The 24,390-nt window shown below is 61.6% G+C and carries 27 protein-coding genes; 6 read left to right on the forward strand and 21 right to left on the reverse strand.

From position 1 onward, the window contains the following. The first annotated feature begins 53 nt into the window (after positions 1 to 53). Complete coding sequence (locus NZ585_12415; GenBank protein ID MCS7080834.1) at positions 54 to 1,640, forward strand: DUF1957 domain-containing protein; 1,587 nt, start codon at positions 54 to 56, stop codon at positions 1,638 to 1,640. Positions 1,641 to 1,713: 73 nt separating this feature from the next. On the opposite strand, the gene NZ585_12420 is transcribed toward NZ585_12415, so the two are convergent. The 9 genes from NZ585_12420 to NZ585_12460 all read right to left on the reverse strand — a co-directional run bounded on the left by NZ585_12420 (position 1,714) and on the right by NZ585_12460 (position 10,112). Continuing rightward, positions 1,714 to 2,133, reverse strand: a complete 420-nt coding sequence (locus NZ585_12420) for a cobalamin B12-binding domain-containing protein (protein ID MCS7080835.1) — start codon at positions 2,131 to 2,133, stop codon at positions 1,714 to 1,716. Positions 2,134 to 2,164: 31 nt separating this feature from the next. Next, positions 2,165 to 3,310, reverse strand: coding sequence for a dipeptidase (locus NZ585_12425; GenBank protein MCS7080836.1), 1,146 nt, complete (start codon positions 3,308 to 3,310; stop codon positions 2,165 to 2,167). 89 nt (positions 3,311 to 3,399) lie between these two features. Then, on the reverse strand, positions 3,400 to 4,527 hold the full coding sequence (locus tag NZ585_12430; protein MCS7080837.1) for a YvcK family protein: 1,128 nt from the start codon (positions 4,525 to 4,527) through the stop codon (positions 3,400 to 3,402). 98 nt (positions 4,528 to 4,625) lie between these two features. Then, on the reverse strand, positions 4,626 to 5,201 hold the full coding sequence (locus NZ585_12435; GenBank protein ID MCS7080838.1) for a hypothetical protein: 576 nt from the start codon (positions 5,199 to 5,201) through the stop codon (positions 4,626 to 4,628). Positions 5,202 to 5,606: 405 nt separating this feature from the next. Then, a complete protein-coding gene (gene cls, locus NZ585_12440) occupies positions 5,607 to 7,028 on the reverse strand; it encodes a cardiolipin synthase (GenBank protein ID MCS7080839.1) in 1,422 nt (473 codons plus the stop codon). A gap of 60 nt (positions 7,029 to 7,088) precedes the next feature. Beyond that, positions 7,089 to 8,510: a phosphoglucomutase/phosphomannomutase family protein gene (locus NZ585_12445; GenBank protein MCS7080840.1), complete on the reverse strand. Its 1,422-nt coding sequence runs from the start codon at positions 8,508 to 8,510 to the stop codon at positions 7,089 to 7,091. 51 nt (positions 8,511 to 8,561) lie between these two features. Continuing rightward, positions 8,562 to 9,434: a 3-methyl-2-oxobutanoate hydroxymethyltransferase gene (panB, locus tag NZ585_12450; protein MCS7080841.1), complete on the reverse strand. Its 873-nt coding sequence runs from the start codon at positions 9,432 to 9,434 to the stop codon at positions 8,562 to 8,564. A gap of 60 nt (positions 9,435 to 9,494) precedes the next feature. Next, the gene (locus NZ585_12455) at positions 9,495 to 9,917 is read right to left on the reverse strand and encodes an immunity 70 family protein (GenBank protein MCS7080842.1); all 423 of its coding nucleotides are present in this window, start codon (positions 9,915 to 9,917) and stop codon (positions 9,495 to 9,497) included. A gap of 12 nt (positions 9,918 to 9,929) precedes the next feature. After that, positions 9,930 to 10,112 (reverse strand): DNA gyrase inhibitor YacG, encoded by a 183-nt coding sequence (locus tag NZ585_12460; protein MCS7080843.1) that lies wholly within the window; start codon positions 10,110 to 10,112, stop codon positions 9,930 to 9,932. 171 nt (positions 10,113 to 10,283) lie between these two features. Between NZ585_12460 and NZ585_12465 the strand changes: the two genes are divergently transcribed. Continuing rightward, entirely contained in the window at positions 10,284 to 10,502 is a 219-nt protein-coding gene (locus tag NZ585_12465; protein MCS7080844.1) for a hypothetical protein, read from the forward strand. Positions 10,503 to 10,552: 50 nt separating this feature from the next. Here NZ585_12465 and NZ585_12470 read toward each other — a convergent pair whose 3' ends face one another. The 3 genes from NZ585_12470 to mnmA all read right to left on the reverse strand — a co-directional run bounded on the left by NZ585_12470 (position 10,553) and on the right by mnmA (position 12,856). Beyond that, a complete protein-coding gene (locus NZ585_12470; GenBank protein ID MCS7080845.1) occupies positions 10,553 to 11,062 on the reverse strand; it encodes an NADH-quinone oxidoreductase subunit I in 510 nt (169 codons plus the stop codon). Positions 11,063 to 11,176: 114 nt separating this feature from the next. Then, on the reverse strand, positions 11,177 to 11,641 hold the full coding sequence (locus tag NZ585_12475) for a deoxyribodipyrimidine photo-lyase (protein ID MCS7080846.1): 465 nt from the start codon (positions 11,639 to 11,641) through the stop codon (positions 11,177 to 11,179). 27 nt (positions 11,642 to 11,668) lie between these two features. After that, positions 11,669 to 12,856 (reverse strand): tRNA 2-thiouridine(34) synthase MnmA, encoded by a 1,188-nt coding sequence (gene mnmA / locus NZ585_12480; protein MCS7080847.1) that lies wholly within the window; start codon positions 12,854 to 12,856, stop codon positions 11,669 to 11,671. A 224-nt stretch (positions 12,857 to 13,080) separates the two neighbouring features. Between mnmA and typA the strand changes: the two genes are divergently transcribed. After that, on the forward strand, positions 13,081 to 14,907 hold the full coding sequence (gene typA / locus NZ585_12485; GenBank protein ID MCS7080848.1) for a translational GTPase TypA: 1,827 nt from the start codon (positions 13,081 to 13,083) through the stop codon (positions 14,905 to 14,907). Positions 14,908 to 14,992: 85 nt separating this feature from the next. Beyond that, positions 14,993 to 15,727, forward strand: a complete 735-nt coding sequence (locus tag NZ585_12490) for an ABC transporter ATP-binding protein (protein MCS7080849.1) — start codon at positions 14,993 to 14,995, stop codon at positions 15,725 to 15,727. A 218-nt stretch (positions 15,728 to 15,945) separates the two neighbouring features. Here the strand turns inward: NZ585_12490 and NZ585_12495 are convergent, their stop codons facing one another. The 4 genes from NZ585_12495 to NZ585_12510 all read right to left on the reverse strand — a co-directional run bounded on the left by NZ585_12495 (position 15,946) and on the right by NZ585_12510 (position 18,629). Beyond that, positions 15,946 to 16,752 carry a ParA family protein gene (locus NZ585_12495; GenBank protein ID MCS7080850.1) on the reverse strand — a complete coding sequence of 269 codons (807 nt, stop codon included), beginning with the start codon at positions 16,750 to 16,752 and terminating at the stop codon, positions 15,946 to 15,948. A 15-nt stretch (positions 16,753 to 16,767) separates the two neighbouring features. Continuing rightward, positions 16,768 to 17,154 (reverse strand): hypothetical protein, encoded by a 387-nt coding sequence (locus NZ585_12500; GenBank protein ID MCS7080851.1) that lies wholly within the window; start codon positions 17,152 to 17,154, stop codon positions 16,768 to 16,770. A gap of 11 nt (positions 17,155 to 17,165) precedes the next feature. Beyond that, a complete protein-coding gene (locus NZ585_12505; GenBank protein ID MCS7080852.1) occupies positions 17,166 to 17,747 on the reverse strand; it encodes a hypothetical protein in 582 nt (193 codons plus the stop codon). Positions 17,748 to 17,879: 132 nt separating this feature from the next. Beyond that, positions 17,880 to 18,629, reverse strand: a complete 750-nt coding sequence (locus tag NZ585_12510) for a hypothetical protein (protein ID MCS7080853.1) — start codon at positions 18,627 to 18,629, stop codon at positions 17,880 to 17,882. Positions 18,630 to 18,677: 48 nt separating this feature from the next. Here NZ585_12510 and NZ585_12515 point away from each other — a divergent pair, with 48 nt between their 5' ends. Beyond that, positions 18,678 to 19,217 (forward strand): gamma carbonic anhydrase family protein, encoded by a 540-nt coding sequence (locus NZ585_12515; protein ID MCS7080854.1) that lies wholly within the window; start codon positions 18,678 to 18,680, stop codon positions 19,215 to 19,217. Here NZ585_12515 and NZ585_12520 read toward each other — a convergent pair. The 5 genes from NZ585_12520 to NZ585_12540 all read right to left on the reverse strand — a co-directional run bounded on the left by NZ585_12520 (position 19,202) and on the right by NZ585_12540 (position 23,181). Further along, positions 19,202 to 19,636, reverse strand: coding sequence for a hypothetical protein (locus NZ585_12520; GenBank protein MCS7080855.1), 435 nt, complete (start codon positions 19,634 to 19,636; stop codon positions 19,202 to 19,204). The two genes, NZ585_12515 and NZ585_12520, sit on opposite strands and share 16 nt — an antisense overlap. After that, positions 19,629 to 20,348, reverse strand: coding sequence for a phosphatase PAP2 family protein (locus NZ585_12525; GenBank protein ID MCS7080856.1), 720 nt, complete (start codon positions 20,346 to 20,348; stop codon positions 19,629 to 19,631). Before NZ585_12525 ends, NZ585_12520 begins: the two co-directional genes overlap by 8 nt. A gap of 2 nt (positions 20,349 to 20,350) precedes the next feature. Beyond that, positions 20,351 to 21,142: a phosphoribosyltransferase family protein gene (locus NZ585_12530; protein ID MCS7080857.1), complete on the reverse strand. Its 792-nt coding sequence runs from the start codon at positions 21,140 to 21,142 to the stop codon at positions 20,351 to 20,353. Between the two features lie 112 nt (positions 21,143 to 21,254). Beyond that, positions 21,255 to 21,800 (reverse strand): hypothetical protein, encoded by a 546-nt coding sequence (locus NZ585_12535; GenBank protein MCS7080858.1) that lies wholly within the window; start codon positions 21,798 to 21,800, stop codon positions 21,255 to 21,257. Between the two features lie 28 nt (positions 21,801 to 21,828). Further along, complete coding sequence (locus tag NZ585_12540) at positions 21,829 to 23,181, reverse strand: TldD/PmbA family protein (protein ID MCS7080859.1); 1,353 nt, start codon at positions 23,179 to 23,181, stop codon at positions 21,829 to 21,831. A 211-nt stretch (positions 23,182 to 23,392) separates the two neighbouring features. Here NZ585_12540 and NZ585_12545 point away from each other — a divergent pair, with 211 nt between their 5' ends. Continuing rightward, the gene (locus NZ585_12545; GenBank protein MCS7080860.1) at positions 23,393 to 24,364 is read left to right on the forward strand and encodes a hypothetical protein; all 972 of its coding nucleotides are present in this window, start codon (positions 23,393 to 23,395) and stop codon (positions 24,362 to 24,364) included. The last annotated feature ends 26 nt before the right edge of the window (positions 24,365 to 24,390 follow it).

Here is a 24,390-nt window from a genome sequence, read left to right on the forward strand (position 1 = left end):
GCGACCGCCGGCCCCGGCGCAGTTCCGCCAAAGCCGCCTCTGCACGACTGCCCATGACCACCGGATTCCTCTCCCTGATCCTCCATGCGCACTTGCCTTTCGTGCGCCATCCGGAACACCCGGAATTTCTCGAAGAAGACTGGCTCTATGAAGCCATCAGCGAGACGTACGTTCCGCTGTTGTTCGTCTTTGAAAACCTGCACCGAGCTGGAGTTCGCGTCCGATTGACTATGACGCTGACGCCGCCGCTGTGTGAAATGCTCACCGATGACCTGCTGCGTGCGCGGTATGTGCGTCATGTCGAGAAGCTAGTCGAACTGACGGAAAAGGAGATTGTCCGCACAAAGGGCACGCCGTTCGCCCCAGCCGCGCAGGCGCACTACGACCATTTCCACGCGGTGTACGACCTTTATGAAAACGTGTACCGCCGTGATTTGGTAGGCGCGTTTCGACGTTTGCAAGAAGCGGGCGTTCTCGAAATCATCACCTGTTGCGCCACTCATGGCCTGCTACCGCTGATGCGGCATGAAGCCGCCCGGCGGGCGCAAATTCAGGTCGCCGTACGGAACTACGAAAAACACTTCGGCCGGCGTCCGAAGGGCATCTGGCTGGCGGAGTGCGCTTATGAGCCGGGCGTTGACGCGCTGTTGGCCGAGGTCGGCCTGCGTTACTTCATCGTGGATTCGCATAGCATCATGTTCGGGTCGCCGCGCCCGGCGCACGGCATCTTTGCGCCAGTGGTGACGCCGTCGGGCGTAGCCGCCTTCGCGCGCGATGTCGAAACCAGTGAACAGGTCTGGAGCTCGGTGGTCGGCTATCCAGGCCATCCCAACTACCGTGAGTTTTACAAGGATTTAGGCTACGAAGCCGACTACGAGTACATCAAGCCCTATCTGCATGCGGACGGCGTACGGCGTAACATCGGCGTCAAGTATTTTCGCGTGACGGGCAAGGTAGCCCTACACCACAAGCAGCCATACATCCCGGCGTGGGCGACTGAAACCGCCGCCGAACACGCCGGGCACTTTCTGGCGTCACGGCAGGCGCAGATGCGTCATCTGAGGACCGTGATCGGACGCGCGCCGCTGGTCGTCTCGCCCTATGACGCGGAGCTTTATGGCCACTGGTGGTACGAGGGACCGCAGTTCCTGGACTTTCTCATCCGCAAGATTCACTTCGATCAAGATGAGGTTGTTTTGGCGACGCCAAGCGACTACCTGATGATGTTTCCGCACAACCAGCCACAAATCCCGTCCGCCTCATCGTGGGGTGCGGAAGGGTACAACCGCGTCTGGCTCAACCGCGACACGCAGTGGATGTATCGTCACCAGCATCAGGCTGAATGTCGGATGGTGGAGCTGGCGCAGCGGTTTCCCGCAGCCGACGGTCTGCTGCGGCGCGCGCTCAACCAGGCCGCCCGTGAACTCTTGCTGGCGCAATCCAGCGACTGGGCCTTTATCATCACAAACAAGACGATGGTGCAGTACGCCGAAAAGCGCTTCCGCGATCACATTCACCGCTTTACACGACTCTACGAAATGGTGACAACGGGCAAGCTTGACGAGCCTTGGTTGGCGGAAGTGGAAAGCCGCGACACCATCTTCCCGGAGCTAGACTATCGGGTTTACAGCGCGTCATAAGCGCGTTATGAAGTCGCCTAGTGAGCGGCGCAACCGAGGCGGAGCACAGAGCGCGCCTTTTTCCGCGCCAAGGTTATGACGCTGACGCTTGTCGTTCGCCGCCAACACGCCGGCGAATGTAGTCAATGATTGAGTCCATTGTCGCGCCGGGCGTGAAGATTTCGTCCACGCCAAGTTCTTTGAGCTTTGGAATGTCTTCGTCAGGGATGATACCGCCGCCGAAGAGTGGAACATCATCAAGTCCTTGCTCGCGCATCAGCTCCAGAATACGCGGGAACAAGGTCATATGCGCACCGGAAAGAATGGAAACGCCAACGGCGTCCACGTCCTCTTGGACGGCGGCGGCCACGATTTGCTCCGGCGTCTGACGCAGGCCGGTGTAAATCACTTCCATCCCGGCGTCCCGCAGCGCGCGCGCAATTACCTTGGCGCCGCGATCGTGGCCGTCCAAACCGGGCTTAGCAATGAGAATGCGAAGGCGTCGTTCCGTCATAGTTGCGTTTTTGCGTTCATCCCGCTAGTCGTTACGGCAGCGTTGCGAGCAAAACCCGCCGGACGTTGCCGCCCATAATCAGGGCAATTTCATCTTCTGAAAACCCTTCATCAAGCAGAGCGTCGGTGATTTCTGCCAGATGCGCCGTGTCAAACGGCACGCTGACGGCGCCGTCATAATCCGAGCCAAGCGCGACGTGCGCCACGCCGGCGACATCGGCGGCGTAGCGGATGGCGCGCGCAATTGAACGGGCGTCCTGACCGCAGACGGCGGCGAAGAAGTACCCAACGCCGACAACGCCGCCGGTACGCGCCACGCCGCGCAACTGATCGTCTGTAATGTTGCGCAGGCCGCCGCACGTCCCGCGTACGCCGGTGTGCGAAATGACAACCGGTCGCGTCGCCATCGCCAGTACGTCGTCAATCACTGCTGGCGACGCATGTGCCAAATCCACGAGCATGCCTTTTTGCTCCATGCGGCGGATGAGTTCGCGTCCCATAGCAGTAAGGCCGCCCTTGACCAGTCCGTGTGCAGAGCCGCCGATCTCGTTGTCGAAAAAGTGCGTCGGGGCCATCATGCGGACGCCAGCTTCATATAGGCGGTCAAGGTTCGCCAAGTCGCCATCCAGCGCATGTGCGCCCTCCACGCCGAGAAACGCGCCGACCAGTTTTGGGTCGGACGCGCGCCGCGCCAGAAACCGTTCAAGGTCAGTCCGGCTGCGAATGACTACCAGCCGACCGCCGGAGCGCGCAGCGGCTTCTTCAAGCCGCCGGCACTGGTAAAGCGCCCGTTCGGTGAGGCTGTACCACGTGCGCGGCGGCCACAACTGGAGGAAGCTCAGAGCAGCGACAAGGTTGAACCGGTTGCCGTCGGTGCGGTCATTGTTCATGCCGCGCGGCGCTTTGGTCACAATCGTAAACGCCTGAAGCGCGACATTGCCTTCCTGCAAGCGGGGGAGGTCAACGTGGCCGCGCGTTCCCCGCGCCAGCAGGTCGCGGTTCCAGAGCAGCGTATCGGCATGCAAATCAGCCACCAACAGCCGTTCGTGCAATGCTTTAGCGCGCGACGATGGCGGCTTGCGCGTCGTCGCCACGACGCCGTTCATTTCACGTTCAGCAATTTCAGGCAACCAGATAAACGCAGCCGCGACCAGTAGGAACAAGCCAGCAGCAACCACAACCAATCGGCGCCGCCACACACGACGCCGAGCAGGACGCATGAGAGGCTGAAGGGTCGCCACGGGGTCGGTACTTGTCGAAGCCAGGCTCATCGCGCCACCAATCGCAAACCGGGCTTGCGCTGCGTCGCCGCTAGGCGGCGCGCGTACACATCCAACACCACGCGCGCCAATTTCTCCGGCGCGTGACGGACGACTTCCGTCTCTTCAACCAGATCGGCTGTAACGACCGGAATGCGATGGCGGTCGAAAACAAGAAACTTGTCCGTAGCAATCCGCGCCGTCGGCGGGGGAACGCGCAAGCGGCGAATAGCCGAGCGGCCTGTGAGTGGACGCGAACCTTCGAGCCGGTAACGCGCCCGGGCCGCCTTGGAAATCGCCCCGTGATTGATGATGACGGCGTCCAGCGTTGCAGGCGCAAGCGCGTCCAAGAGGGTGGCGACATGATCAGCGATTGAAAAGTCGGTTGTTTCACCGGGCTGCGTCATGAGATTGCACACATAGACCTTCAGCGCGTCCGAAGCGGCAATGGCGTCTGTCACACCATTGACGAGCAAGTTTGGAATGACGCTCGTAAAGAGCGAGCCCGGTCCGAGTGTAATCAAGTTGGCTTCGGCAATTGCTGTCAGCGTTTCAGGAAGCGGTTTGCAGTCTGGTGGGTCAAGCGTCATGCTCTGGATGCGTCCACCGGCAGCGCTGATTTTAGATTCACCACGTACGATAAAGCCGTCATCAAGTTCAGCGACAAGGGTGACGTCGGCCGTCGTTGCAGGAAGGATTTTGCCTTTGATGGCAAGGACCTCGCTGCAAAGCCGGATAGCTTCGACAAAGTCGCCCGTAATCCCAGTCAACGCCGCCAAAAACAGATTGCCGAAGCTGTGGCCGCGCACCCCGCCTTGCCCCGGAAAGCGGTACTGGAACAACCGCGCGAAGAGACGTTCGTCTTCCGAAAGCGCTACTAGACAGTTGCGAATATCGCCCGGCGGGAGCATCTGAAACTCCTCGCGGAGACGACCGGAACTACCACCATCGTCCGTCACCGTGACGACGGCAGTCAAACTCTCGATACACTGCCCCGGCGACCGTGGCCCATCGTCCACAACATGCCGCTTGAGGCCGCGCAAAAGGGTCGCTAAGCCGGTTCCGCCGCCAATCGCAACACACCTAATTGGTGATGAAGTCGGACGTTGTACAGAAGAAGCCGAACTGGAAGCCATACGCGCCGTAAAGATTTTAGACAAGACGCCCGCCAAGTTCCCTATGGCGGAAACAAAGCCGCCTATCTACCTACGCAGGGGACTTGGCGGCGTCAGTTTTATAATGCAGGCGAATGAAGTTTTTGTTCGCAAATCTTTAGGAAGGTGCGAGCGCGAGCGGCGATCTCGCTTTCCAGTTCAAAATCGCTAAGCAAGAGCTGGAGGATGTCACGCGCCCGGTCATAATCAGTTTGCTTGAAGGATTCCATCGCCGTTGTGTAGAGGTTTAAAGCCTCCCGCTCCCGGTTGCGTCGTAGGGCAGGGGAAATGGTCGTGGCGGGCGCAGCAGGAGTCGCCGCTAGCTTGCTTTTGCTCTTCTTAGCTGCGCCGCGTGCTGCGTCCAGCGCTTCAGTTGAGGGCGCTTCAACTGCCCCTAGCTTGCTTGTCGCGTTTGAAGTCGCTGGTTTGGCGTCCTTCGTTTCCGTAGGGACGGCGCTCGAAGCGTCAGAAGCGCCGGTCTTGCACTTTTTGGTCGCATGCTTTTCATCAGTCGCCGCACGTACAGCCTTACGGGCGGCTGTCGCCGGTTGACTACCCGCCAACGCCTTCAAAGCAACTTCTTGGTTGGCTTTGACCTCCGCCTCGACGGCTTTGCGCGCCGTCCGCTTGTTGGCAGTATTATCCGTCGGCGGCACCGAAGTTTGAGTGGAAGTGGCTTTCGAACGTGACCTTGAACGGCCGGTGGTTGTGGGTAGGTCGGCCGGGGCGGCCTCTCCAGCAAGCGCGGGGGGTGTCGGCGTAGACGGCTCAACAGCGGAAGTAGCAGACCGAGACGACGTGGAAGGGTGACCTTTGGCCCGCGCGCGCGCAACCGGCGTTCGGGGGGAGGAAGTCGGCGATGGGCGCTGCGTCAAAGGCTGAGGGTCGGATGCGGGCTTGCGCGATGATTTAGAACCAGAGACGGACAAGGCCATTCGCAAAACCTCCCACAGACGAACTTAAGATTGTCAAAAATAAAACTTTCGTATGCCAAATTTTTATCCGGCAATTGTAGCTTGAGTAAAGATTTTTTGTCAAGAAACAACCTCTCAATAGAGGCGCTACAGCATTGGCGACAACAGTCGCGCCGCCCCGTCGCGTAGGCGAACCGGCAACGGCCGTGCTCGGAGTTGTTCCGCCGTCACCGGCGACGCCTCCCGGCGCGCGTCCTGAAATAGCGCCTCCATCCGCTGCGCCAGCGCCTCGTCGTACACCTCCAAGTTAAACTCAAAGTTGAGTCGCAAGCTGCGGGGGTCCCAGTTCGCCGAACCGAGGCAAACCCAGCGGCCATCTACAACCATTAGCTTGCTGTGGTCGAATGGGCCAGGTCGCTCCCAAATGCGCGCCCCATGCTCTAAGACCTGCCAGTAGTGCGCGCGCCCGGCCCACTGCACCAGCGGATGGTTGTTTTCCACCGGTGTCAGGATGTCCACCTCGACGCCGCGCAGCGCCGCCGCACTAAGCGCCGCCAGCAACGATTGATCCGGGACAAAGTAGGGCGTCCAGACGCCGACACGCCGCCGCGCCGCGTTCAGCGCCCCTAGGAAGACCCACCGCAGGCGTTCCAGCATTTCATCCGGCCCGGCTTCGATGCCCCGCGCCAGCGCGTTTCCAACCGGCTCCAGCGGCTGTGCGCCCCAAAACGCCGCGTCGAGCCGTTCGTTGACGGTGAAGTACCAGTCGTCGGTAAACGTCTCCACCATGTGCCGGACGACGGGACCTTCCACCCGAAAGTGCAGCTCCCGGAACGCCGCCGCCGGTTGGTCGGGCCGCCAGTACGGTCGGTGAATGTTCATGCCGCCGGTGAACCCAAGGCGACCGTCAACAATCAGCAACTTGCGGTGGTTGCGGAGATTGGCGGCGTGCAGCCGCGCTGGAAGGATGGGCGGGTTGAACGACGCCACCGGTAGGCCTGCCGCCTTCAGAAACTTGAACGCCGAGCCGCGCACCAGCCGCACGTACACATCGTCAATGAGAATGCGCACCGCCACGCCGCGTCGCTGCGCCGCCAGCAGCGCCTCCACAAACCGGTCGCCGATCCCTTCGCGGTCGAAAATGTAGGTCGCCAGCGCAATGCTCCGTTCCGCCTGCGCGATGGCGTCCAACATCGCCGGGTAGGCTTGCTCGCCGTTGAGGAGCGGTTCGATGCGATTACCGGCCAGCAGCGGCTGGCCGGTCACTTGTCGGACTAAACGCGCTAGGCCGCCAAGGTCATCGTCGGCGAGCGCATCGGTTTGGTCCTGGTCGGTGACGCGGGGAAGAGACGGCGCAGCGGGACGCAGGCGTTGCGCGCGCCGCTGAAGGCGGTTGATCCCGATGAGCAGGTAGAGGAGCGCGCCGACGACCGGCAAAAACCAGACGACCAACAGCCACAGCAGCGCCGAACGCGCTTCACGCTTGTAAAGCAGCGCGTGAGCAGAAACGACCACTCCTAGGGCGGTCGTCAGGATCAGCGCCGCCCATTCAAACCAAACTGCGTCCATGGCCGCTGAAGCCGCCGCTTGAGAAAGGCATGCGGCCGCCGAAACCTCGCCGCGCCGGTTTTAGAGTGATTGGCGCACGAGCTGCTCGCCGAAGTCGAGCAACGCCGTCATTTTCTCGACCGAAGTCGCCTCGCTGTAGACGCGCACCAGTGGCTCAGTGCCCGACGCACGAAACAGTAACCAACTTTCGTCCTCAAACATCAGCTTCACGCCGTCGAGCGTTCCCACCTCGCGCACCGCATAGCCGGCGACGGACGGCGGCGGATCGGTTCGCAGCCGCTCAATGAACGCTAGGCCCTGTTCAATGTGGTCCAGCGCCAGATCGCGCCGGTCGTAGGCGAAGTCGCCAAACTCGGCGGCGATGTCGGCGACCAGTTCCGACGGCTTCTTACCGAAAGCCAGCACTGCTTCCAAAAACAGCAGCCCGCTGAAAATACCGTCCCGTTCAGGAATGTGCAGTTTGCAGCCCAGACCGTTTGACTCCTCGCCGCCGCAGAGAATGTCATGCGTCCGCATCAACGCCGCAATGTGCTTGAAGCCGACCGGCGTTTCATACGTCGGCAGGCCATGCCGTTCGGCGATGCGCTTGACAACGACGCTCTGTGAGACCGTCCGTGCAATCCCGCCTGACAGTCCGCGCTTGCGGATGAGATACAACGCCAGAATCGCCAGCATCCGGTGCGTGTTGAGGTAGTTGCCTCGGTCGTCTACGGCGCCGATGCGGTCGGCGTCGCCGTCCGTGGCAAGGCCAAGGAATGCCCTGCGCCGAATGATCTCATCACACAGCGGCTGTAACTGGGGCATCATTGGCTCTGGGTGGATGCCGCCGAAGTACGGGTCGCGCTCGGCGCGCAGCGTCTCAACACGCAAGCGACCGCCCTGCAAAAGTTGCTCAATGTAGCGCCCGCCCGCGCCGTACATCGAATCCACCAGCACTTCACCGTCGAATGCGCGCAGGCGCTCAAGGTCGAGCAACTCGCCCATCCGCGCCAAGTATTTTTCCGACGGCGGGACATACCGCACCTGTCCGGCGCTGACGGCTTCACGCAGCGGACGCACACGCGGCGCGTTCGCATCCAGCCGCATCTCGACCTGCGCCGTGTATTCCGGCGGAGCTGACCCCCCGAACGGCAGTTTGATTTTGAAGCCTGAAAACTGCGGTGGATTGTGGCTAGCTGTGATGACGACGCCGCCGCGCGCCCGCTCAACATAGCAGTCGTACGACACCATCGGCGTCGGCACAAACTGGTCGTAGAGGCACACTTGAAAGCCGTTGCCAGCCATGACTTCTGCGACGCGCGCCGCAAAGTCTTCACCCAGAAAACGGCGGTCGTGGCCGATGTACACAACCGGCCGGGTGGCGTCACCGTCGGCGAGGAATTGTTCGGCGGTCGCCTGCGCGACACGGTCGAGGTTGACGAAAGTGAACTCACGGGCGATGCGTCCACGCCAACCGTCAGTACCAAACTTAATGGGCGTCATACATCGGTCGGTTCTCTCCCACACTGGAAGGGGCAACGCCGGCGGGGCGGGCTAACCGTCGCAGGCGGCGTCAAGATCGGCGAGTTCCTGCTCGAACAGAACGCGCGCTTCCGCCGACATCGTGAACGTGTGTTCGGCGGCCGGGAATTTGCCGTCGCGTACGTCACGGGCGTAGTCGCTCACGGCTCGCCGCAGCGTCTCGCCGACATTGGCGTAGGTTTTGACGAACTTCAGCGTCGCGCCGGCGCCCCAACCGACGGCGTCGTGGAAGACCAGAATCTGTCCATCACAGCCGGCGCCAGCGCCGATGCCGATGGTTGGGATCGTCAGACGTTCCGAGACGGCCTGCGCGACTTCACGCGGGACGCATTCCAGCACCACGGCGAAGCAGCCAGCTTCCTCCAGAGCCAGCGCGTCATTGACAATCGTCATGGCAGCGGCGTGGTCGCGCCCCTGAACGACGTTTTTCCCAAACACATACGCCGACTGCGGCGTGTAGCCCAAGTGACCCATAACAGGAACGCCGGCCGTAGTTAGGCGCTCAATCGTCTCCGCGCTGCGGTCGCCACCTTCCAGCTTAACCGCCTGCGCACCGCCTTCCTTGAGAAAACGCCCGGCGTTGCGCAACGCCTCAACGGGGTCGGTCTGGTAGGACAGAAACGGCATGTCGGCGACGACGAGCGCCCGTCGGACACTGCGCGCAACGGCTTTGACGTGATGGAGCATTTCCTCCATCGTGACGGGAATGGTCGTTTCATAGCCGAGCAAAACATTTCCTAGTGAATCGCCGACCAAGATGACATCCACGCCGGCCGCTTCACAGACTTCCGCCGTCGGACGGTCATAAGCGGTGAGCGCAACAATCCGCCGACCCTCAGCCTTCATTGTTCGGAGATCGCCCGGCGTAACACGGACTTGAGTCATGAGAGGTGGGTGATCCTTACCAAGGTTGGAATCAAAACCGCAGGGGTGTCAAAACGCGGGTTATGCCATACGCCGAATACATACGTCATGGCGAACTTCGATGCTGCGCGTAAAAGCCTGCCGGAGCACCGTAAACAAATGTTCCTCCCGCGACGTGAAGAAACATTCGGCGGCGCAGGTTACAGCATCGAGCGCGCCGTCGGCCCACGGGGGCTGGCGCTCAAGATCGTCGTAGTCCCAGATGATGTCCGTCGGCGGCATCATCTCAAACCCGAGCTGGATGGCATCGAGTTCGCTAAGCGCCTGCGGCGCATCGGTGTAGCGCAGCCGCCCCTTGTAGAAATCCAGCATGATGCGTGGATAGACGCTGCCCCAAGCGTCGTTTTCCAAGCGGTAGGCGACCGTTGAGAAGAAACAGTGAAAAAACGCCGGCGAGCCGATTTCATACCGCTTGATGTCCACCCAGAGAAAGACGCGCAGCATAAGGGGGCACCTTCAGGATTCATCCGGGTTGTCGGGCATCGGCGTGACATCCGACTCGGCGACCGGTATGCTGTACCGCCCTGTCAGCCAGTTGCCCAAGTCGCGCATCTGACAAGCCTCCGAGCAAAACGGCCGCGTCGGATTGCCCGCCCACGTCGTTTCAGCACCGCAAATCGGACAGCGAATGGACGGCATTTTGTTCGTCCTCCGTATGACCGGCTCAAATCAGGCGTCGGTACGGTGAGACCATCCGGGGCGTTCTGGACAGCCTGCGATTCGCTATGGAAATATGCCGTCTCGCCCTTGCACAAGCAAGGCGCGAGTATTCCACACAGAATAGGGTTGAAAACACGTTTTTTGGTCTCTATGTCGGAAGCAGTGCAGTCGGAAATTGCTCCAGAGCAGAAGACCTACAGCGCCGTTGAGAAAAACGGCGTCGTGATGGCCATTTGGGAGATGGTCGGCAACAAGCATCTCCGCACAATTGACCCCCGCAGCCGCGAGGGGAAGGCGTTGCTGGCGCACTATCAATCGCAGAAGGAAGCCGCCGCGCAGGAAACCTCGGCGGGCGCCACCGGCGCATAGCCGCCGCCAGGCCGCCGGCGCGCTTAGGGGTCAGTCCTGACGGCGCAGCGCTACTCAGCGTCGCTGCGAAGAACGAAATTGCGCGTCTTTTCACGCTCCAAGTTGGACAGCAGGTACTGTTTGTCCTTAACCAGGTCGGCGAAGTTCGTCACGGCCATCTCAAAGTTGTGGCCGTGTTTGATGGCGTCCTTCGGGCAGGCCTCGACACAGTAGCCGCAGAAGATACACCGCCCGTAGTCAATGTTATAGACGCGAGCGTAGCGCTGTTCCACGCCCGGACGTTCTTCGTAGGGACGCAAGTCTTCATCGGCTTCAATGTAGATCGCGTCCGCCGGGCAGGCCGCCGAACACAAGAAGCATGCCACGCAACGTTCCTTGCCGTTTTCGTCACGGGCAAGGTAGTGCTCGCCGCGAAAGCGTGGGTACAGCTCAACCGGTACATCGGGGTACTGGCGCGTTAGTTTGCGCTTCGGGATGTAGCTCAGCGTCACGGCCATGCCCTGCGCAATGGCGCGGACGGTTTTAGCGGCGTCGAGGATTTCAGCGAGAATCGAAGACATGTGGCGGCGCTCCTTATTAGGGCGTTGTGATGTCGCGCTGCGGCAACCATTGCCCAGAACATTTCGCCGTCTCAAGGCCGTTTGGCGGCCGCCGCTTAGCGCGAGCCGGACTTGTCAGTCACGAAAGGCGGCGCGCTCAATTTTTTTCCAGAAAGCCATGAAGCGTTTCGGCGGCGGGCCGGCGTACGGCACGAGCTTCGGTTTGGGAAACTGCTGAACCGTCAGTCCGTGTTCCTCCAGCCGACGCACAAATTCCCGATACCGGGGCGCGTATGTCTCCGTTACGGCGACCTGCGTCGCGCCGTGGGTTCGACAAAAATCCAGAATCTCCGCGACAACCTCGCCCCGGCGCAGTTCTTTGACCGGATTCGGAATGCGCTCGTAGAGGTCAACCAAACACTCGTAGATGAAAAACAACCGTTTGAACGTCAGGCGGTAGCGACTCATCAGCAGGGGTTCGTCAAAGACGAAAATGACCGGTGCGGAGGGGTACGCCTGCAACGCGGCGTCATACGGCGACAGCGAATCGCCGTGCAGCCAGACACAGACGGCGGAAGCAGCTTCGGCGGATTTCGACATGGGCGTGGGTTGTAAGGTGCAGGAGCGCTAGTCTTGGACAAGAATCCAGCCGCCGCCCAGAACGCGCTCGCCGTCGTAGAAGACGACCGCCTGACCGGGCGTAATGGCTTTCTGCGGCGCGTCGAAGACCACGCGCACGTCGCCGGTCGGCAGCGGGTATATTGTCGCCGGCGCTTCTTCATGACGGTAGCGGATGCGAGCGGCGCAACGCAGCGGAGCGGTCGGCGCTTCGCAGGCGATCCAGTTTAGGCGCGTCGCCGTTAGCGATTTGCCCGGTAGGTCTTCCTCCGAACCGACAATGACTCGCCCGCGCGCAGCGTCAATGCCAATGACGTAGAGCGGCCGGCCGTCGCCCGTTGTCACCCCAAGGCCGCGCCGCTGTCCAATGGTATAGCGGTGCGTGCCGGCGTGACGCCCCAGCACACGCCCATCCTTGGTGACGATTTCACCCGGCTGCGGCAGGTTGCGGCGCAGACCGAGTTGCACTAGCGGTCCGGCGACCGGCGACTGCGGTGGGCCGTCCACGGCACCACCCGCTTCGGCGACATACCGCTCAATAAAGCGGGCGTAATCGCCGTCGGGAATAAAACAAATTTCCTGACTTTCAGACTTTTCAGCCGTAGGCAGCCCGTGTCGGCGAGCGATTTCGCGGGTTTCAGCCTTGGACAGGTCGCCCAGCGGGAACATGGCGCAGGCGAGCTGCTCCTGCGTTAGTTCAAACAGGAAGTATGACTGATCCTTGCGCTGATCGCGTCCTTTGAGCAGTTCCCAGCGGCCGGTCGCCTCATTGAAGCGGATGCGCGCGTAGTGGCCAGTCGCCACCCTAGTTGCGCCGACATCGCGGGCCAGCGCCACTAGCGTATCAAACTTCATCCGGCTGTTGCAGGCGACGCACGGGCTGGGCGTGTTGCCGTTGAGGTAACTCACCACAAACGGGCGGACGACGCGCGCCTCAAAGTCATCTTCGAAGTTGAGGACGTAAAACGGAATGCCCAACAGGTCAGCGACGGCTCGCGCGTCGTAGAGATCATCGAGCGAGCAGCAGCGCGACGGAAGGGGATTGCCGTCGGCGTCCACATTGATGCGGCGCTGATTCCAAAGCTGCATCGAGAAGCCGATGATGTCCCGGCCCTGCTCCTTGAGCAGGGCGGCGACGGTGGAGCTGTCCACGCCACCCGACATCGCTACGGCAATGCGCTCAGTCATGGTTTCCATCCTGTGCTTGCTTCAAGTGCGCCGCCAGCGGAGGCCCCGCGCGTAGCGCTTCAACAACGGGATTATAGCGTGTGCGGCAGCGTCATCACCAAGTCGCCTCGGCGCTGTCGGCGCCGACCTTCCAGAGGAAGGTACACACTTGTGGAAACTCCGGTAGCCGTTCCGATAGGAAGTGCGCTAGCCTACGGCCTTTTGGGATATTCCAGCCCACAAAGCGGGACGCCATGAGGTGTTTTTCCGTGCAGGGTCGCGCCGACATTCGTAACGTCGCCATCATCGCCCACGTTGACCATGGCAAAACCACGCTCGTAGACGCGCTGCTACGCCAATCAGGGACGTTTCGCGTCAATGAGAAAGTCACTGAGCGCATCCTAGACAACCTTGATCTAGAGCGCGAGCGGGGCATCACCATCATGGCGAAAAACACGGCCGTGCGGTACGGCGATGTCAAAATCAACATCGTGGACACACCGGGCCACGCTGATTTTGGCGGTGAAGTGCAGCGCGTTTTGAAAATGGTGGACGGCGTTATCCTGCTGGTGGACGCCTCGGAAGGGCCGCTGCCACAGACGCGCTATGTGCTGTCGAAGGCGTTGGAACTCAACCTCAGAGCGATTGTCGTCATCAACAAGATTGACCGCCCGGACGCGCGCATTCAGGAGGTCGTCAACGAGGTTTACGACCTGTTCATTGATTTGGACGCCAACGAAGAGCAAATCGAGTTTCCGATTGTTTATACGATTGGGCGCGACGGCATTGCCAAGCGGCGGCCGGAGGATGAAGCTTCAGACCTGCGTGTGCTCTTCGAGCAAATCATCGCAACCATTCCGCCGCCCCCGGATCGGCGGCATGAGCCGCTTCAGGTTCTTGTCACCAATATCGGCTACGATGAATATGTTGGGCGTTTAGGGATTGGGCGCATCGTCGCCGGGGAAATCGCCGTCGGCCAGCCGGTGACGCTGTGCAAGCGCGACGGTACGCTTGAAAAGCACCGCGTCACGCAGCTTTACACGTTTGAGGGGCTGAAGCGCGTCCCCTGCGACCGCGCCTACGCCGGGGACATCATCACCGTCGCCGGGATTCCCGACATCAACATCGGCGAAACCATCGCCGACGCCGAACAGCCGAAGGCGCTGCCCTTGATTCAGATTGACGAACCGACCATTTCGATGGTGTTCGGCGTCAACACATCGCCGTTCGCTGGCCGCGAAGGCAAGTATGTGACCTCGCGCCAAATCCGCGAGCGGTTAGATAAGGAACTGCTGGGCAACGTCTCAATTCGGGTTGAGGAGACCGATTCACCGGACGCTTTCAAAGTGACTGGTCGCGGCGAGTTGCAACTGGCGATTCTCATTGAGCAAATGCGGCGGGAAGGTTTCGAACTGCAAGTTTCGAAGCCGGAAGTCGTAACGCGCATGGAAAACGGCGTCCTCAAAGAACCGATTGAGTTAGCCGTCGTGGATTGCCCAGATACGTTTGTCGGCATCGTCACCGAAGCGATGGGCCGGCGGCGCGGTGTGATGACAAAGATGATCAATCACGGGACGGGCCGCGTGCGCATGGAGTTTGAAGTACCGTCGCGCGGTCTCATCGGCTTTCGTTCGGAGTTTCTGACCGGCACGAAGGGGACGGGGTTACTCAATACGATGTTTCTCCGGTGGGACAACTGGCTGGGGCCGATCCCCTCGCGGCTCAACGGCGTGCTGGTGGCGGATCGCGCGGGCGAGGCGACGGCGTATGCGCTCTACAACTTGCAGGAGCGTGGCGAGATGTTCGTCAAGCCCGGTACGCCCGTTTATGAGGGGATGATCGTCGGAGAGAACTCGCGTGAAAACGACTTGGATGTAAACGTCGTCCGTGAAAAGAAGCTCACCAACATGCGCGCGTCAACGGCGGATGAAGGGATTCGCCTTGTTCCAGCGCGCGAGCTTTCACTGGAGCAAGCGCTGGAGTTTATCGCCGACGACGAACTGGTTGAAGTGACGCCGACGGCGATTCGCCTGCGCAAGCGGGTGCTAGCCGCCAACCAGCGTCCCAAGCGCAAAGCGTGACGCACATAAAGCACGACGGGCGCGCCCAGCCCTGCCCCCTTGCAGGCGGTTTGCGCCTTCTCCGCAGGCTGTCGGAAAAAAGCCCTTGTCGCCCGCACTCATCGCTAAACATCTAACGTACCAGTACCCAAGCGCGTCTCCGGGCGGCCTGCCGCTGGTCGTCTTTGAACGGCTGTCGTGGTCGGTTGAGCCGGGGATTTCAGCGGCGATTGTCGGCGCGTCGGGTGTGGGGAAATCCACATTGCTGCATGTTTTAGGCGGGTTGGACGCCCCGACAGCGGGCGAGGTGCTGATTGGCGGCGTGTCGCTCTGGGCGTTGTCGCCGACGGCGCGCGCGCGCTTCCGCAACCAGACCATTGGTTTTGTCTTCCAGTTTCATCATTTGCTGCCGGAGTTGACGGCGCTGGAAAATGTCGCGCTGCCGATGCGTATTGCTGGCGTACGCGCGGCGGAGAGTCGCCGTCGGGCGGCGGCGCTGCTGGAGCGGGTCGGCTTGGGCGACCGTCAGCGTCATTTCCCAACGGAGCTTTCAGGCGGCGAGAGTCAGCGCGTAGCGTTGGCGCGGGCGCTAGCCAACCAGCCGCCACTGCTGCTGGCGGATGAACCAACGGGCAACCTTGATGAGCAAACGGCAGCCGACGTACTGGCGCTGCTGCGCCAACTACAACGGGAATCCGGCATGACGCTGATTTTGGTGACCCATGACCTGAAGTCGGCTGCGGCCTGTGACGTGGTATGGCGGCTGGAACACCGCCGACTCAGCCCAGTTGCAGAACCGGCGCTGAGGATGGAAGGAGCTTCGCACGTGAGCCGGCGGTAGGCGTGAGTCGCTGTTGGCGGACAATGCAGGGGGCAGGGACGAGAACCCACTGGAAGGCGGGCGCAACCGGGGCCGCAACATAGCGCTATTGTGGCGGCCTACTCCGGCGACGGCACATGCCGTTGTACATCGCCATCTAGACAAGCTGTAGTAAACCGAGTCGAGGAGCGGCAACCCTTCAGGCGGAGGTTTGCTGCGAGGCTTATCGGCGCGGCGCCTCACCCGCGCGCCGCGTAACCAGCCTCTTCCGGTAGGCGCATGATGACCTCGCGCCCAAGCTGAATGTACGCTTGCGCCCCAGCAGCGCGCGTTTTGAGCGTGACGGCCGGCGTCCCAACAGCGAAGGATACCGATAACTCCTCATGACGCGGGATCACCGTGTCGAAAACCAGCCCATTAGGAAAAGCTTCCCGCGCCTGTCGCACGACATCGGCCGAAGTCGCCTGCCGCTCGTCGTACATTGTCAACAGCACGCCTTCAATGCTCAGCCGCGGGTTGTACTGCGCCTTGATCTGGAGGACGCGCCGTAGCATCGGCGGCAAAGTACGCAGGCTCAGCGGCTCGCACTGCACCGGCAAAATCAGGGCGTCAGCCGCCACGATGGCGCTGGTCGTCACCGCGCCCAGCCCGGCTGGCGTATCAAGCAGAATCAGTTGCGGCGTAAAATCCTTGGTCGCCAAGTGCGGCAGCAACCGCGCCAACCACGTCACATCCTGTTCGAAGGTGTGTTCGTACGCCTCAACAGCCTTGTCGTCGCGGAAATGTCCTGAGAGCACGACCGAAAGTTCCGCCCGGTTGGTTAGAATGAGAGCGTCGTGCGGTCGCCGCCCTCGCAACAAAACGTCCTCAAGCGTTGGGCCAGCGTAGTCATCCAGCCCAACGCCAAACCGCACGCCGTTTTGTACGTCCAAATCCACAAGTAGGGTCGGCACGCCCATCGCAGCGACGTAAGCAGCGAGATTGGTGCAGGTCGTCGTTTTCCCGACGCCACCCTTGAGACTGACAACGGCCAACGTTTTCGGCATGAGAAACCTATGGGGTCAGCAGGTCGGCGCTTGGTATGGGCGAACCACGCGCCGGAAGAAGCTCCCGACCGTCTCCCCGTCCAAACCGGGGTATTTGTTGGCAGCGGGTTGGGGCGTAACGCGCAGGGTCAACTCCGCTTGTTCGGCGCGGGTGGCGACCATCTCGCGCACCCCAGCGTCGCCGCCGGATAGGCTGGCGGAAAGCGGCGCGGTGTTAACCGGTGCAGTGGTGTGCGCGAACGGCGTTGGAACAGGGGCGCTTTTGGAGGCGTCCGTTGCATACGCACTCGCCCAAGTCTCCTCTAAGTCGTCGGATAGCACCGGAGCGCTAGTGGTGGACGGCATGGCCAGAATCTGCTGTAAAAGCCGTGCGGCCTGGTCGGTTTCAGTAAAACGCGCCATAGCGGATGCTCTCAGAGAGTGGTTTCATCAGCGAGACGCCGCAGGATGTCACGCGGGTCATGCTGGTAGGTAAGCCAAGCGTAAACCTTCCGAATGATGCTCGCTTCGCCTACCACAAAGCGGCAATAATGCGCATTGACCGCCAGACAGCTAATTTCGACACTTTCCTGCGGGCGTCCCGCGTACTGCGTTGCCGCTTCCGCAAAGAAGCCGGCAAAGAAATCATCCACCGGTGTAGACGCTGACCCTGCGGCGCGCAACGCGGCGGCAATCGGCGAGTTGTAATGGTTGACGATCAGCACCGCTCCAAGCGGCGTCGCGTCAACCCGTCCCCAGCCCGCATCGGCGAACCATTCATCACACCGTCGTAGCCGTGCACTAAGCGGCGCTTGCTCCGGTTGAACCTCTGCATCGGCGGCGCGTTCACGCAGCCACCGGACGCCGGTCAGCCTTCCCAGCCGGTACAGCGCGCCGGCCGCTTCATCGGGCAAGCGCCGCGCCAGTTCGGTGTGAATGGCGACAATCAAATCGGACGGCCACCACAACCGGCGTTGGTTGGTCTCCGGCAATGGGAAGACGACGGGCGCGGTCATACACTCGGCAGGTTGACTTGGGTGTTGTCAGCAATGAGCTTGGCCGCGGAGTAGGCCCTTCGGCGAGCGTGTGAAGTGGAAAATACCACACTCCACAGGCGGGAAACCAAATGGATTGAGCCACGTTGTCATTCAGCCAGCTGTCCAGTCGCAGGCTACGGCGCGTACAGGGCCAAAATGCCACTCGCGCAGGAAAGCGTTGGCCCAGTCCGCACCGGCTTTGGGCGCAAGGAGGGCGTAACCCGGCGAATGCGCCGCGTGATGTTGTTTGTAGGTCGTCACAGCCGGATGGTCAGGGCCGACCTGCGCCTCCGCCAGCCACGGCCGGTAGAGCGCTTCCGCCGTCGCCGTCAGGTAGTCCTGAAACGCCTGCCGCATCACCGGCAGGCAAGACAGGTCGCCGGACGTAAACAACGCCCACGCCTCTCGAATCTCGCCAAACCACGGCGGCGGATCGGGCGCCGGCGGTAGGGCGGTGACATAACTTGCTTGAAGCGGCGTCAAGACTGCGTGCGCGCGCCCACGCAGCGCGTCCGCCCCTCCAATGCATTCCACATCCAACACCAAAATGTGCGCCCGGTTTCCGATGACCACCCACTCGCAGGCGAAGACCGGAAGCAGCGTCGGGCTAGCCGTCGGATAAACCATCAGCGTCGCCACATCCGCCGCAACGGTTTGGATGCGGGCGTAGCGGGCGCACAGCTTCCCCTCGGCGACCTGCCAACCGTCGGCGGTGACGCGCATCAGCCTGTCGCCTTCACCGAAGGTCGCGTAGCGAAAAGCGGCGGGTCGTGCCTCCGGCCGCCACCCAAGGTCGCCTAACCGAGCTTGAGCGTCGGGCAAGGTCCACCCCACGACATCTTTGAACCGAATACCCGTCATACGTTAGGCTCTGCAGCAATACACGACGGCAAAGGCAGGGATGCAACGATGGCGCTTCTGGCTTTTCAAGGGGCGTTTCCGAAGTTGGCGGATGGGGTGTTCGTCGCCCCCTCGGCCGAGGTTATCGGCGATGTCGAACTCGGCACGGACGCCAGCGTTTGGTTCAACTGCACCGTGCGCGGCGATGTCAACGACATTCGCATTGGCGAAGAAACCAACATCCAAGACAACAGCGTTTTGCATGTCACAGGCGGACTGTTCCCTTTGCGAATCGGCCGCCGCGTCGTGATCGGGCACCGCGTCATCGCCCATGGCTGTACAATCGGCGACGGATGCCTGATTGGGATGGGCGCGATCATCCTCGACGGCGCTGTAATCGGCGACGGAAGCATTGTCGCGGCAGGCGCAGTCGTACCGGAAGGGATGGTTGTTCCAGCCGGGATGCTGGCGGCGGGCGTTCCGGCGAAGCTCAAACGTCCCGTCACTGAAGCCGAACAGGCGCGCATCGCCGAAGGCGTCCGGCACTACGTCGAACTCAAAAACATCTACCTGCGCGCCGCCGCATCTGGTCGTCACACCGCGCCGTGACCATAAGGCAGGCTGCGGAAAAACCAGACGTACAACACAAGCAGAATCAAGTAGATCAACGTAAAGAGTCCGCCCATCAACCACGACAACATCGCTCCGATGACGGCCCGCAACACAGGCGCTCTGAACACCAGCGCGAAGGCGATAATCTGTCCCAGAAACAGCAGCGGCAGTTTGACAAACCACGACAGCGGGAGGAAAAACGCCAACAGAAGTAAGCCAATATCAATGGCGCGGACGAGCGCGGCCTGCTGGAAGGTGGCTTCACGCATGCCGGTCGCCTGCATCGAGAAGCGGTACGACCAGAGCGTAAAGAGCGAATAGGCGAGGTAAAACACAACAAGGTACGTCCAGATGCGCGCCCACGGTATGCCCGGCAGCCACGGCGAAAGCCAAGGGGGAAGCCATGTTTCAGACATCAGTGTTTCCTTCCGTTGATTGATTGTGCTGACCGACTGTACCAGCCGCGACGCCTCTGTCGCCAACCTCGTCCGTCGCCGGCTGCCACAGCGCGGCACCGGTGAGACGTAACCACGCTAGGCCGTAACCGTAGCCGGCGAGCACATCGGTCAACCAGTGCGCGCCCAGGAAAACCCGCGACGGCCCGACCAGTCCCGCCATGAGGACACAGAGCCAATAAAGCGCCGTACGTTTTACGCCGCGGGGCAGCTTGGCTTTCGCAAAGCCGGCCAGACCGCCGTAAAACGCCGTGTAAAACATGACGTGCCCGGAAGGAAAGCTCCAGCCGTCGGTCGCAATGTAGAGCTGAGCCAGCTCCGGCGTCGGACGCGGCCGCGCCACCACAGCTTTGAGGAGCGCATTGAGCAGAAAAGCGCCAACGCTGACGACCGCCAGCGCCCGCGCTTCCCGCCGCCACCCGCCGCGCGCCAGCAGCCCGCAGATCAGCATCAGTATGAGGCCCTGGACAACCACGGAATTGCCCGGCCACGAAACGACCAGCAGCGGCGCATGCAGCCACCGCCATTGTTGCACCCAGTGGGTGACGGCAATTTCCCAACCGAACGGCTGCGGGTGCGCGCCAATGACGACTGAGAGCGCGCTAATCGTCAGCAGGGCGATTGCCGGCCGCCAATCGGCTTCGGACGCCACGCCGGTTGTCATCTCACGCATCTTCATCGGAGGGCGGCGCGCTTGCGAAATACTGTTCGGGCGGCCGTCAGGGCGCTGACGGCGGCCGCGCCAGCCGCCAGCAACGCCTTAGCGGCGCTGTCAAGGGTGGCGCCGGAAGTCAGTACGTCATCTACCAGCAGCACCCGGCGGCCGGCAATGAGGCGCGGTCGTACAACCTGAAATGCGCCGCGCATCGCTGTGCGGCGGGCGACTTCATCCAAACCGGCGCGATGCGGATGCGTTTCCCGGCGGCGCACCAAGGCGTCTGTCACGACAGGCCGGTGCGCCGCCTGCGCGACTTCGTACGCCAAAATCTCTGCTTGATTGTATCCGCGTGACCGCAGGCGTTGTGGGGCCAACGGAATCGGCGCAATGACGTCGCTGGTGTGGAGCACCGTCTGTTGTCGCCATGTCGCCTGAAGCAGTTCGCACAGGGGCTTCGGTACAGCGGGAACGCGCTTAAGCGCCAGCAAAGCCGCCCGCAACGCCCCCATGTACGCGCCGCCGGAACGCGCCCATGTCAGCGACCAGGTAGCGCATTGCTCGCACAGCTCGCGGCGTACGATGTCGAAGCCACTTGCGTCGGCCCAGCGACCGCAGCGGTCGCACACTTGTCGGCGGCTGGCCTGTTCGTTTCGCCAAGCTTCCCAGCAAGCGCGGCACACCACACCATCACCTAAGTGTTCCACCAAAGCCTCACACCGCCGGCAGACCTGTGGCGCAACCAAGAGCAACGCCGCGTCGCCGATGGCTTCAACCGTTCGCCAAGTTGTTTGCCGTATCATCCGAAGCATCAGCGTCGCCGACGCGCTCCCGAACCAAGTCAATGTCCTGAAGCCTGAAGCTGAGGCGACGACAAGCCTCCCGACGGGAATAGGGCGGCGGACGCTCTACGAGCAGTCCGCGCTACGGGCAGTCCGTCAGCGTGTCTTCTCTGTCACAGGGCAGGACGCCCCCAAGTGATTGCAGCGCGCCGACGACAGTGTTGCGCCGCAGCAGGAAGTTCGTCCCCTTGTCGCCCTCGCCAAGATACACGCTTAACCCATACTCGATTGTCGGGCGGCCGGCTTCGCCGTCATAGCTGTAGTAAATCCGATAGTTGTACTCGTTGTTCTTGAAGCGCACTGACGCCCACTCGCGCTGATAGCGTGCGTAGTGTGCGTAGTAAAACAATCGCTGCGAGCCGGCCCGTTCAGTCGGGTATTCCAGCTCGACTCGCCCAGGTCGCCCAAAGCGATACTGAAGATACCCCTGCTCCGCCGTCAGGTTAGGCGAGCCGCACAGACAGACCATCTTGCCGCTGGTTGTCACCGCCCCGAAGAAAAGCCTTTCCTTCCCGGCACACAACATTCTGCCGCGGGACTGCGCTGCAGCCAGCGCGTCGGAAGCCGACGACGGCAACCCAACCAACAGAGCGAGAGCTAACGTGGTCAACAACTTCGGAGTAGGCATGGCTTGAGGGAGGCGCTCCGGCTATTCGCTATTCGCCGCCGACCGTCATCTCGGCGATCTTGAGCGTTGGCGCGGCCATCCGACCGCGAAAGTCAAGGTCATTCCCGACCATTTCAATCTGCTGGAACATCGTCAGGAGGTTGCCCGCGATGGTCACTTCTTCAACGGGAAACGTCAGTTCGCCGTTCTCAATCCACCGTCCGGCGGCTCCGCGTGAGTAGTCTCCTGTGACGCCGTTGACGCCGAAACCGATCAGTTCCGTCACATAGAAGCCGTTTTTGACCGAAGCGATAATAGCCTCCGGGGTGTGACTGCCGGCGACAAGGTACATGTTGTTCGCCCCAACCGACGGCGCGCCGGTCAACCCGCGCGCAGCGTTGCCGGTCGTCCGTTCGCCAAGCTTGCGCGCCGTGTAGGTGTTGTGTAGGTGGCTCTCCAGCCTTCCCTCCCGAACAACGACTGTTCGGCGGGTCGGCACACCTTCGCCGTCGAACGGCCGCGAACCCAGACCGTCGGGGAGGCGGCCGTCGTCCACGACCGTCACCAGCGGCGACGCCACCATCTCGCCCAGCTTCCCCACCAAGAACGACGCCTTACGAAACAGGGCGTCGCCGGAAACCGCGCCGAATAAGTGCCCGATGAGGCTTGCGGCGACCTCCGGCGCAAAAACCACCGGACACCGCTGCGTCGGGACGCGCCGCGCGCCGAGTTTGCTGACGGCGCGTTCAGCCGCTCGCCGGCCAATGGCGGCCGGGTCTTCAAGCTGCGCCAGCTTGCGCCGCGCGTCGTACCAGTAATCGCGTTGAAGCCGCCCATCCGCATCGCGCGCCACCGGGACGGTCGCCAGCGACAGTGAGGCGCTGCGGTACTCCCCCACAAAGCCTAACGAGTTCGCCAACACTATTCGACTTGAACCACTGTCAACGCCGCCGCCCTCAAAGTTGACAATCCGAGGGTCGTAATCACGGGCTGCCTGCTCTGCCGTCAGCGCCATGCCAATCTTGGCCTCTGCTGTTAGCGACGCAATGGCCGGATCGTAGAGGTCAAGGTCGGGAACGTCGGCGGCCAAGTCAGCCGGGTCGGGCAGGCCGGCGGTGTCGTCCACCGAGGTTGCGCGCACTAACGTCAGCGCCGTTTCTACAAGCTCTTCCAGCGCCGCCGGCGACAAATCCGAGGTCGAGACCGACGCCTGCCGGCCGTCAAGCAGCACGCGCAGGCCCAGCCCGCGCCCGGCGGCTTCCTTTACGGTTTCGACTTCCCCCAACCGAACCGAGGCCGAAAACTCGACGCTCTCGCGGAACACCGCCTCAGCCGCCGTCGCGCCCAGACGACACGCCCGCTCAACGACCGAAGCGGCGATTTCAGAAGGCGTTGGAGGCATGCCCTGTTCTCTCGTTCACAGGTGAGTCCGAAGTAGCATTCACGCCGCATGCTATGGAAAGACGCGCCGCCGCCGCAAGCCGCGCCCTGCACACGAACGCTTGACAATGACGCAGCCGCATCGCACCGTTGGCCGTATCCAGATTGTCGTCATCCCTCGGCGGCGGGCGGGCGGCGTCCGTCTGAAGCCAAACTGTAAAAAGGACTCTCGTATGAAAAAAATCGGCGTTTTGGTCGGGCGTGAAAACACCTTTCCCCCGGCGCTCATCGAGCGCATCAACAAGCAATCGCATGAAACCGGCGTCATGGCCGAGTACATCACCATCGGCGGCGTTTGGATGGACGCTGTTTGCCCCTACGCCGTCATCATTGACCGTATTTCACACGAAATCCCCTTCTACCGGGCGTACCTGAAGAACGCCTATCTGTCTGGGACGATCATCGTCAACAATCCCTTTTGGTGGTCGGCCGATGACAAGTTCTTCAACTACTCAATGGCGGTACGGCTGGGCGTGGCAATTCCTAGAACAGCGCTTCTCCCACAAAAGGAGTACATGGAGCGCGTCACGTCGCAGTCGTTGCGCAACCTACAATTTCCGCTGGATTGGCAGGCGATTGTGGATTATGTCGGGCTGCCGGCGATTCTCAAGCCGCACGACGGCGGTGGATGGCGGGACGTGTATCGCATCAACTCGCTGGAAGAGCTGATTCAGGTCTACGACCGGACGGGCCAGCTCTGCATGATGTTGCAGGAGTTTGTGAAGTTTGACCGTTACGTTCGGTGCTACTGCATCGCCAAGCAGCACGTTCTGGTTATGCCCTACGATCCGGCGCGTCCGTATCCGACGCAGTACCTTGACATTCGCCCGGAGGATTATCTTGAGCCAGAGCTGCATGAACGGATTGTGCGTGAGTGCCGTTTGTTGTGCGAGGCGCTCGGTTACGACATCAACACCATTGAGTTCGCCATCCGGGACGGCGTACCCTACGCGATTGACTTTATGAACCCCGCCCCGGACGCGGATTCGTTTTCGGTCGGACCGGTCAACTTTGAGTGGATGGTGTCCACGGTCAGCCGCCTGCTGATTCGGCTGGCCCAAGAAGGGCGTCAGCCGGAACAGACGCATACATTCCGTTGGGAGGAACTCATCGCCAAGCACACCCGTCTCGCCGAGCACGCCTAACGCCACCTTGTGTCTTCCCTGGAGAA

The organism is Chloracidobacterium sp. (genome assembly GCA_025057975.1).
Lineage (GTDB): Bacteria > Acidobacteriota > Blastocatellia > Chloracidobacteriales > Chloracidobacteriaceae > Chloracidobacterium.

Coding starts and splice junctions, on each gene's coding strand:
- NZ585_12415 (MCS7080834.1), top strand. CDS start 54: ATGACCACCGGATTCCTCTCCCTGATCCTCCATGCGCACTTGCCTTTC.
- NZ585_12420 (MCS7080835.1), bottom strand. CDS start 2,133: ATGACGGAACGACGCCTTCGCATTCTCATTGCTAAGCCCGGTTTGGAC.
- NZ585_12430 (MCS7080837.1), bottom strand. CDS start 4,527: ATGGCTTCCAGTTCGGCTTCTTCTGTACAACGTCCGACTTCATCACCA.
- cls (MCS7080839.1), bottom strand. CDS start 7,028: ATGGACGCAGTTTGGTTTGAATGGGCGGCGCTGATCCTGACGACCGCC.
- NZ585_12445 (MCS7080840.1), bottom strand. CDS start 8,510: ATGACGCCCATTAAGTTTGGTACTGACGGTTGGCGTGGACGCATCGCC.
- panB (MCS7080841.1), bottom strand. CDS start 9,434: ATGACTCAAGTCCGTGTTACGCCGGGCGATCTCCGAACAATGAAGGCT.
- NZ585_12455 (MCS7080842.1), bottom strand. CDS start 9,917: ATGCTGCGCGTCTTTCTCTGGGTGGACATCAAGCGGTATGAAATCGGC.
- NZ585_12460 (MCS7080843.1), bottom strand. CDS start 10,112: ATGCCGTCCATTCGCTGTCCGATTTGCGGTGCTGAAACGACGTGGGCG.
- NZ585_12465 (MCS7080844.1), top strand. CDS start 10,284: ATGTCGGAAGCAGTGCAGTCGGAAATTGCTCCAGAGCAGAAGACCTAC.
- NZ585_12470 (MCS7080845.1), bottom strand. CDS start 11,062: ATGTCTTCGATTCTCGCTGAAATCCTCGACGCCGCTAAAACCGTCCGC.
- NZ585_12475 (MCS7080846.1), bottom strand. CDS start 11,641: ATGTCGAAATCCGCCGAAGCTGCTTCCGCCGTCTGTGTCTGGCTGCAC.
- mnmA (MCS7080847.1), bottom strand. CDS start 12,856: ATGGAAACCATGACTGAGCGCATTGCCGTAGCGATGTCGGGTGGCGTG.
- typA (MCS7080848.1), top strand. CDS start 13,081: ATGAGGTGTTTTTCCGTGCAGGGTCGCGCCGACATTCGTAACGTCGCC.
- NZ585_12495 (MCS7080850.1), bottom strand. CDS start 16,752: ATGCCGAAAACGTTGGCCGTTGTCAGTCTCAAGGGTGGCGTCGGGAAA.
- NZ585_12500 (MCS7080851.1), bottom strand. CDS start 17,154: ATGGCGCGTTTTACTGAAACCGACCAGGCCGCACGGCTTTTACAGCAG.
- NZ585_12505 (MCS7080852.1), bottom strand. CDS start 17,747: ATGACCGCGCCCGTCGTCTTCCCATTGCCGGAGACCAACCAACGCCGG.
- NZ585_12510 (MCS7080853.1), bottom strand. CDS start 18,629: ATGACGGGTATTCGGTTCAAAGATGTCGTGGGGTGGACCTTGCCCGAC.
- NZ585_12515 (MCS7080854.1), top strand. CDS start 18,678: ATGGCGCTTCTGGCTTTTCAAGGGGCGTTTCCGAAGTTGGCGGATGGG.
- NZ585_12520 (MCS7080855.1), bottom strand. CDS start 19,636: ATGTCTGAAACATGGCTTCCCCCTTGGCTTTCGCCGTGGCTGCCGGGC.
- NZ585_12525 (MCS7080856.1), bottom strand. CDS start 20,348: ATGCGTGAGATGACAACCGGCGTGGCGTCCGAAGCCGATTGGCGGCCG.
- NZ585_12530 (MCS7080857.1), bottom strand. CDS start 21,142: ATGCTTCGGATGATACGGCAAACAACTTGGCGAACGGTTGAAGCCATC.
- NZ585_12535 (MCS7080858.1), bottom strand. CDS start 21,800: ATGCCTACTCCGAAGTTGTTGACCACGTTAGCTCTCGCTCTGTTGGTT.
- NZ585_12540 (MCS7080859.1), bottom strand. CDS start 23,181: ATGCCTCCAACGCCTTCTGAAATCGCCGCTTCGGTCGTTGAGCGGGCG.
- NZ585_12545 (MCS7080860.1), top strand. CDS start 23,393: ATGAAAAAAATCGGCGTTTTGGTCGGGCGTGAAAACACCTTTCCCCCG.